Origin of the sequence: Streptomyces sp. NPDC007095 (genome assembly GCF_040634475.1) — a bacterium.
Taxonomy (GTDB): domain Bacteria; phylum Actinomycetota; class Actinomycetes; order Streptomycetales; family Streptomycetaceae; genus Streptomyces.
Window position 1 is genome coordinate 1 of sequence record NZ_JBEYFS010000525.1, and the last position, 1376, is coordinate 1376.

Genomic DNA, 1376 nt, shown 5'->3' on the forward strand with positions numbered 1-1376 from the left:
GAGCTACAGACACTGCTCGCCCTCTGGACCGGCGCCTGCCCGACCTGCCACCGCGACATACCAGCACCAATACAGACCTGACCAAGCCCTACTAGTGCCCACGCGGGATCATGCCGTTGCCGAGCAGTCGAAGAACTACCGGTACTCGACCAACCACCAGGTCGTCATCGACGCCGACTCCCGACTCGTTGTCGCCGTCGGCCGACCGGTCGCGGGCAACCACAATGATTCCAAGGCATGGGAACTTTCCGGCGCGAAGGCTGCCGTCGGCCGGGCTACGGTCGTCGCGGACGGCGGCTATCGGGGCACCGGCCCGCTCATCCCGCACCGCCGTGAACGCGGCCAGACCGAACTGCCGGCTTGGAAAGAGGAGCACAACGCCTCCCACCGCAAGGTCCGGGCCCGCGTCGAGCACGTCTTCGCGCGGATGAAGGCATGGAAGATCCTTCGTGACTGCCGTCTGAAAGGCGACGGCTTTCACACCGCCATGCTCGGCATCGCCCGGATGCACAACCTCGCCCTCATGGGGTGACTCCCTCCCCATACGAGACCAGAGAGGCCCAAGGGAGGCGGCTCCCCACCTCCCCGGCTCGGAGAGTGCTCAGTCGATACAGAACTCGTTGCCCTCGATGTCCAGCATCGGGATGCACGACTCGTTTTCCTCATCGGCATACAGTGTTCGCACGTGGGTCGCACCGAGCGCGACCAGTCGTGCGCACTCGGCTTCGAGCGTGGCCAGGCGCTCGTCCCCCACGAGCCCGGTGCCGGCCCGGACGTCGAGATGTACCCGATTCTTAACGATCTTGCCTTCGGGGACGCGCTGGAAGTACAGGCGCGGGCCCACGCCTGAGGGATCACTGCAGGCGAACCATGATCCCTGCTCCTCAGGAGGCAGGGTGCGGTTGAAATCGTCCCAGGTGGTGAACCCCTCCGGTGGCGGCGGTATGACGTACCCCAATACTTCACACCAGAAGCGAGCGAGGCGCTCAGGTTCTGCGCAGTCAAAGGTGACTTGGAACTTCTTGATCGCTGACATCGGCGCACCGTACCGCGTACCAGGGGGACCCTGCCTCTTATTTCCCCAGGCGGATCCGCCCGTCACCCGTCGCACCCCGGGCCGCCTTGAACACCAAGTGATCAAACCGGACAGTCCACGAGAACGACGCGACCGTGACGGCGGAGCGCCCCAGCGGTCCCCAGGATCCAGTCCTGACCAACCACCTTCATGCCAAGATCAGTTGCGGGTCAACCCTTAGTAGGCGCTCTCTGAGCTCAGTTGCTGCAGCAGCTTCGGCAGCGCGGTTCCGATCGGTTCCCGTACGACCTGGTCGGCCCGGTCGTCGTACGGAGTCGGTTCGGCGTTGACGATGATCAGC

At 64.7% G+C, this 1376-nt stretch carries 1 protein-coding gene and 2 pseudogenes; 1 reads left to right on the plus strand and 2 read right to left on the minus strand.

Features of this window, described 5'->3' with window-relative positions; genetic code table 11:
- Positions 1–91 precede the first annotated feature (91 nt).
- Positions 92–532 (plus strand): annotated as a pseudogene (locus ABZ656_RS57950) (transposase); the annotation flags it as partial.
- 69 nt (positions 533–601) lie between these two features.
- On the opposite strand, the gene ABZ656_RS57955 reads toward ABZ656_RS57950, so the two are convergent.
- Both ABZ656_RS57955 and ABZ656_RS57960 read right to left on the minus strand, forming a co-directional pair.
- Positions 602–1036, minus strand: coding sequence for a VOC family protein (locus ABZ656_RS57955; RefSeq protein ID WP_101401784.1), 435 nt, complete (start codon positions 1034–1036; stop codon positions 602–604).
- Between the two features lie 216 nt (positions 1037–1252).
- Positions 1253–1376 (minus strand): annotated as a pseudogene (locus tag ABZ656_RS57960) (NAD-dependent deacetylase); the annotation flags it as partial.

Coding starts and splice junctions, on each gene's coding strand:
- ABZ656_RS57955 (WP_101401784.1), bottom strand. CDS start 1,036: ATGTCAGCGATCAAGAAGTTCCAAGTCACCTTTGACTGCGCAGAACCT.